The following is a 6,301-nucleotide window of genomic DNA, read 5'->3' on the forward strand; positions in this document are numbered from 1 at the left end:
GACCACCTCGGCGTCGAGACCCAACGTCAGTGGTCGGACAAGGCGATCGCCCGCACCACGCCCTGCCTGCTCGGGCTGTTCTCGATCGTCACCCTGTTGGCCTCGCGCCTCGATTGCCGTGCCCGGGTCCGGATCTCGACCAGCGCCTGGTACCACAAACAGCGGCCGACCTTCGCCGACAGCCTTGCCGCAGTACGGCGGGCAGTCTGGAGCGAGCAGGGTTTCGCCGTGTCCCGGCAGTCGGCCGACGCTGCGAAACTCTCGCCAGCCCTCCGCGAGAGCATCGCCTATGCCCTTTGCCACGCAGCCTGAATGGCCAAAGCCGAGCTAAGAGTTTGAACGCGAAATAGGCTTGATTTTTCAGTTCGTTTATCGAAACGTAAGGCAATGCCCTGACCAGCCCCCACGGAGCGGTCCGGCTGGATCAGTTTCGAGGGTCAGGACCAAGGACCACTGGGGCATGACGATCTTGGTAGTCGTCCTATTCAAGCGGCCCGAGAACAGGAGCATGTCCTGTGTTCAGGCACTCCTCACAGCGTCGATCACGATTGAGCGCCATATCTGAGCGGGCAGGCCACCGCCCGATACACCGAACATCGGCTTGCTGTCGCTGTTCCCCAGCCATACGCCCGCCACATACTGCTCGGTGAAGCCGACGAACCAAGCATCGCGATTGGCGGTGGTTGTTCCGGTCTTCCCTGCTGCCCAGAAACCCGGGTCAGCGGCTTTTCCGGTACCTCGCTGCACGACATCCGATAGCATTTGCCGCATGAGATCGGCATATTGGGGCTCTATGGTTTGCCTGACACTTGATCTTGCGGGGAGCACCCGTGCCAGTGTTTCAGTACCTGCTGGATCCTGAACTCGTTGCACTGAATAAGGCACGACCATTCTGCCGCGATTGGCTACACAAGCGAAAGCCGCTGTGAGGTCAACTAGTTTCGCCTCAAACGTCCCAAGCGCAAGGTCGCCGGCCTCGCCTTCGGATTCGGCTCCCACGTTCAGCGTCTTGATGAGCTCTCTGATGTCGTTGATGTTCTGCATGGTCAACCGAACGGCGGCCGTGTTGGACGACTTCTCCAACGCCGCAGATAGGGAGATATCACCAAGGTACCTGTCATCGAAGTTTCTGACGGGGCGGCCGCCAAGTATCAATGCCGCATCGCTGACCTTCGTGTCGGGCGTACTACCTGCCCGAAGCGCTGCAAGATACACGAACAGTTTGGCCACGGAACCCGGCTGCCGTCTGGCTTGAGTGGCGTGATCCCATTCCTTCTGCTTGTAGTCACGTCCGCCCACCAACGCCACCACCGCGCCATCATATCGCATGACGACCACTGCGCCTTCTTCGATTTGTTTTGCTCGGGCGTGCTGGCGCAGTGCTTGCTCCATATGCCGTTCGGCTACTCCTTGGATTCTCAGGTCCAATGTGGTTGTTATGGTTCTCGTACCATTTCGTGCAGAAGGCACAGAATTGGCATTGGCTTCATTCTCAGCCCATCGGGCGAACCAGCCGATCTGGGTGCTTCGGGGATAAAATCCCCCCCAGGCTGATTTGGAAGCCGCCATGGTGACATTCTGCGCCTTGGCACGATCTGCGGCAGGTCGAGTGAGATAGCCGGCGTCGACCATCTGCTCGATCACCCGGAAACCCCGATCCCGCGACAGTTGAAAATTACGATGAGGATTGAACCGATTGGGTGCAGGGAGCAGCCCAACCATCATCGCTGACTCCAGGATGCTGAGATTACGCGCATATTTGTTGAAATAAACACGAGCGGCAGCTTCAATCCCATACGCACTGCCGCCGAAGAATACCCTGTTGAAGTAGACGAACAGGATGTCCTCCTTGCTCAGGTTGAGTTCCAAGATTGGCGCAAGTACCGGCTCTTCCAGCAGCTTTCGTACAATTGGGCTGTGTTCCTTAAGATATATTTCCTTAATGGTCTGCTGGGTCAGTGTGCTGCCGCCTTGGGTACGCCCCGTGAGCGTGGACCACACCGCGCGCGCCATTGCTCTCGGATCCAGCCCCCAATGCTCGTAGAATCGACGATCCTCGCTCGCCACCAACGCGTTGACCAGATGCTTGGGCATCCGCGCAAACGCCACCGGTGGGCCGTAGTACGCTCCACGCGCACCAATGAATTCGCCATCCGCGCTGAGAACTCGCACCCCGTCCTCGCGGTTGTCCGTAATCAGTCGGTTGGAATCGATCAGTTCCAGCGCTTCGGCACTGCGGGGCTTCACGGCTGCCAGCCCTAGCAGCGCGAAGAACTGTCTCCGAGCAAGGGTGCCTTCAGTTGGAGTGGACACTGCCGGTGCATGCCTCCTAGCATAGTAGAATGAGCGCAGCGACAACCAACAACATGCGAGGGATGCGCGGCAGATGCCAAATCTATAGCTGCGCATTTCGTGATGCTGGTCGCTTCAGCGCAAGTCCGGCTATGGCTGGCCCTTCGAATTCCCCGCTTTCCCGCCAATGAAGGCTCGAAGCGGCGGTAATCGCCAATGACTTTTTAAGCCCTCGGATGACGGCATGGCGATTCCTCACGGCACGATGTGGGGATTGTCGTGAAAGCCCGCCTGCTGTTGTCAGCAGCGTGCTTGTCGCCGCCTGCAGGACCCTGGGATGAAGCTCGCCGCCGCTGCCGCCGCAAGCCAGCTAGATGCTCTGGCGCTGCACGAGGTGGCCACGAACGCCACCGAGTATGGGGCACAGTGGCAGGCCGAGTGCGCCATTGCTCTACCGGGACCTGCCTGGGAGGCTGCGGGCCCTTTCGTGTCTCCTGAGCCGAGCCCGACAGGAGTGCAGCGGGCAAGCATGCAGGCCGGAGGACCTCGGCGCCGTTACTCGCCATTGGCTATGACCCGCCTGCAGTACAGGAGTTTGCTTCGCAGCTACGATCTGGGACGATGCGAGTTGCAGCAGGGCCAGGGCTGGTCGCCACGGACCCCGCGGGGAGAAACGCCAATGGAACGACACTATGGCTGGATCATCGTCGCCATCGGGGCGCTGATGGGCTGCATCGGCATGGGGTCGCTATTCTCCCTCGCCGTCTTCCTGGATCCTATTGCAACCGATACCGGCTGGTCGCGCGCCGGCATTTCTGCATCGATGACGATCGCTTTCCTTGCCATGGGGTTCGGCGGCTTTGGTTGGGGCTGGATCAGCGACCGCCATGGGCCGAGGATTGTCGGCATCGCTGGTGGGTTGCTGATGGGTGCCGGGCTGGTTCTGGCAAGCCGGGCGACGAGCCTGCTGACCTTCCAACTCGCCTATGGCCTATTCCTAGGTACGGCGGTTGGCGCCTTCTTCGCGCCCATGATGGCGACGGCCAGCGCGTGGTTTGACCGCCAACGGGCGCTCGCTGTCTCCCTTGTTTCCGCCGGACTTGGCATGGCGCCCGTGACCGTTGCGCCCTTCGCGCAATGGCTGCTCTCCAGCTATTACTGGCGCACCTCGCAACTCGTGATCGGGATCGTCGCCTGGGCGGTCCTGCTGCCGGCCGCGCTGCTGCTGCGCCGCCCGCCGACTGCCATCCTGGACGCCAGCGCGGCAGCCATAGCGAAAGACAAGGGCTTCACCGCCCGCGAGGCCCTTCGCTCTCGGCAGTTCGTGGTGCTCGCGGCGACGTTTTTCGCCTGCTGCCTTGCGCATGCCGGGCCGATTTTCCACGTAGTGAGCTATGCGATGGTCTGTGGGCTGTCCGCCGTGGCCGCCGTCAGCGTCTACAGCTTGCAGGGCTTGGCAGGGCTTGGTGGGCGCCTGCTTCTAGGCGTGCTCGCCGATCGGCACGGTGCCAAGCCTGTGTTGATCGGAGGCCTATTGCTGCAAGCATTGGCGATAGGCGCTTTTCTCCCAACCAGCAGTCTCGGCGGGTTTTACGCTGTCGCCGCAGCCTTTGGTCTCGCCTATGGTGGAGTGATGCCGCTTTATGCGGTACTTGCGCGTGACTATTTTGGCCCGCACATTATGGGTACAGTGTTCGGTGCTGCGACCATGGTTTCCTGCCTTGGCATGGCGGCGGGACCGTCAGTTGGTGGGTGGATCTTCGACCGTTTCGGCAGTTATGCGGGGATGCACCTCAGTTCCCTGGTAATTGGGTTTGGAGCAGTGGCGATCGCCCTCACCTTTCCGCCACTGCCTCGGATGCGGCCTGAACGCCTCAAGCCAGCATAGTGTGTTGTCGCTTGGTTGGCGGCTTCAGACTTCACGGCACCCTTACAAACCGCCTGTTTGATGAAGCCCGGCCTGCCGCAATCCGCGTACCAAAGCTTCCAACCCGGGCCGCTCGAATCTAGCCAAGCAATGCACGAACATGCACGACGCATTGCAACATGTCGAATGGCTTACCGGACGGAGCGTCAGCCGCGCCGCGCTGCTTCAATCGTACCGACATCGATCTTCCGCATGGTCAGCATGGCTTGAAACGCTCGCCTAGCTTCGTCACCGCCAGCCGCCATCGCCTCAATCAGCACGCGCGGCGTAATCTGCCAGTAGCCCCCCCACCGGTCCTTGCACCAACCACACTCACTCTCCTGCCCGCCATTGTTAACGATTGCGTTCCAACAGCGGTCGATCTCATCCTGAATGTCTGTGGCAATCTGGAACGAGAAGGCTTCGTTGGGCCGGAATGCGGACCCTCCATTCAGACCCACACAAGGAATGCCAGCGACCGTGAATTCCACAAGCTGCACGTCGCCTGCCTTGCCGGCTGGATAGTCGCTGGGTGCACGGCGAACAGCTTTCTCTGCGCTGTCGGGGAAGGTTTCGGAGTAGAAGCGCGCGGCAGCCTCGGCATCTTTGTCGTACCACAGGCAAACCGTATTCTTCGACATTGCTTGCCCTTCCCTGTCGCACCTGATTGGCTGGCCTTGCCTTCCAATCTGACATCGTGTGGCTTGGACGGTGAAGCATCCCTCTGCGCCTGACAAGATTTCGTTATATTTTCGTAACAAGATCGGGTCGGCAAGTCTGCTGTCGCCGCCCACTCCTCCCAAGGCTCGCGCTCAAAACGAGGCTGCTTCGTTCCATCGCTTGGCGTCAGGCCTTCGGTTTGGCGGAATAGGCTCCGCCGGCAGCCCGTACCTCAGCTGCCGTCTTCGCGGCGCGCAACCGTGCCAGATGCTCCGCCTCGCCGGCCAGCATCTTCTCGGCATTCTCAAGCACCTGGGCGGCGCGATCGGCGGGAAACTTCACCGCGCCGTTCTCGTCCATATGGATCAACTCGCCCGGTGCGACATCCATGCCGCCGACCGAGACTGGCACGTTCACCGCCTGCACCGCCATCTCACCATGTCCGGCCGTGACACCGCCGAGCAGCAATTGGAAGTCGAGCTTGCGGATTGCATCGACGTCGCGCGAAGGCCCGTTCGAGAGCATGCCGATGCAGCCGACCGACATCATGGAGGTGACCATGATCTCGCCAGCGAGCCCGGCCTTCGCCATAAGCTCCGGCGGCCATTTTTGCTGTATGACCAAGATGGTCGGCTTCGGCATGGCATCAAGCGCGTCTATCACGTCCATGAAGCTGAGCCGGCCGCCAAAATTAGGATCGGGCAGGCCGTAGACGCAGGTGACGGCATGGCCAATGACTGGCCCCATCTCCGGATAGATGCAGCGGATTGAAGTGTCGGTGTACCAGTTCTCGGTCCACGGATTATACAAGCCGAGGCAAAGAGGGTTCTTCGGATAGGTCGCCACGACATTGGTGATGGTCGGCGCGTCGATCTTACGCAGCTTGGCAAAAATCTCATCCTTGCTGGCTGTCATGCTGGCGCTCTCCCCCTGATGAGTGGGCTATAGTCGCGGCACGAATGCCTCCCGTCCAGGGCCCTAGCAGGCCCAGTCGCGGCTACAAAGGCTGCGGGCAGCATCGGATGTAGCACGCGCCCGAGGGCCCGCATCTGAGGGGCGGCCTCGAGGATCGCAGGCGAATGCCTGCGAGCGGCCACTAGGTCGTGTGGACAGTTACCTGAGCCACAGGACGATGGCGGCGAGGGTGACGACGGCGCGGTAGTTGCGGGCGGTCTTCTCGAAGCGCGTGGCAACGCGCCGGAACTGCTTGAGCTTGCTGAAGCAGCACTCGATCAGGTGGCGTTGAGCGTAGAGATGCTGGTCGAGCGGGTATTTGCGGGCGCGGGACGGGTTGTTCGGAATGACTGCGACCGCGCCCTTGGCAGCGATCGCGTGGCGCAGGGGATCGGCATCGTAGGCCGCATCGGCCATGACGATCTCAGCGGGCAGGCCGTCGATCAAGGCGTAGGCCTGGGGGCAGTCGCCGCGCTGGCCGCCGGTGAG

General features: G+C 61.2%; 6 protein-coding genes. 2 read left to right on the top strand and 4 right to left on the bottom strand.

All coding sequences use genetic code 11. From position 1 onward, the window contains the following. On the top strand, positions 1 to 312 hold a 312-nt coding region (locus BLR02_RS27685), incomplete at its 5' end, for a hypothetical protein (RefSeq protein ID WP_456303808.1). A 207-nt stretch (positions 313 to 519) separates the two neighbouring features. On the opposite strand, the gene BLR02_RS27690 is transcribed toward BLR02_RS27685, so the two are convergent. Beyond that, positions 520 to 2,247 carry a transglycosylase domain-containing protein gene (locus BLR02_RS27690; protein WP_176849880.1) on the bottom strand — a complete coding sequence of 576 codons (1,728 nt, stop codon included), beginning with the start codon at positions 2,245 to 2,247 and terminating at the stop codon, positions 520 to 522. Positions 2,248 to 2,971: 724 nt separating this feature from the next. On the opposite strand from BLR02_RS27690, the gene BLR02_RS27695 reads away from it, so the two are divergent. Beyond that, the gene (locus tag BLR02_RS27695; RefSeq protein WP_090665435.1) at positions 2,972 to 4,180 is read left to right on the top strand and encodes an MFS transporter; all 1,209 of its coding nucleotides are present in this window, start codon (positions 2,972 to 2,974) and stop codon (positions 4,178 to 4,180) included. Positions 4,181 to 4,365: 185 nt separating this feature from the next. On the opposite strand, the gene BLR02_RS27700 is transcribed toward BLR02_RS27695, so the two are convergent. From BLR02_RS27700 to BLR02_RS27710, 3 genes are all read right to left on the bottom strand, one after another. After that, complete coding sequence (locus tag BLR02_RS27700; protein WP_090665436.1) at positions 4,366 to 4,839, bottom strand: VOC family protein; 474 nt, start codon at positions 4,837 to 4,839, stop codon at positions 4,366 to 4,368. Positions 4,840 to 5,044: 205 nt separating this feature from the next. Then, positions 5,045 to 5,773: an RraA family protein gene (locus BLR02_RS27705; protein WP_090571107.1), complete on the bottom strand. Its 729-nt coding sequence runs from the start codon at positions 5,771 to 5,773 to the stop codon at positions 5,045 to 5,047. 198 nt (positions 5,774 to 5,971) lie between these two features. Continuing rightward, positions 5,972 to 6,301 (bottom strand): IS5 family transposase (locus tag BLR02_RS27710; RefSeq protein ID WP_143018131.1); only part of this gene is annotated, 330 nt, incomplete at its 5' end.

The organism is Belnapia rosea (genome assembly GCF_900101615.1).
Lineage (GTDB): Bacteria > Pseudomonadota > Alphaproteobacteria > Acetobacterales > Acetobacteraceae > Belnapia > Belnapia rosea.

What these genes read in the sequence shown, in the direction of transcription:
- BLR02_RS27695 (WP_090665435.1), top strand. Translation starts at nt 2,972, where the DNA reads ATGGAACGACACTATGGCTGGATCATCGTCGCCATCGGGGCGCTGATG.
- BLR02_RS27700 (WP_090665436.1), bottom strand. Translation starts at nt 4,839, where the DNA reads ATGTCGAAGAATACGGTTTGCCTGTGGTACGACAAAGATGCCGAGGCT.
- BLR02_RS27705 (WP_090571107.1), bottom strand. Translation starts at nt 5,773, where the DNA reads ATGACAGCCAGCAAGGATGAGATTTTTGCCAAGCTGCGTAAGATCGAC.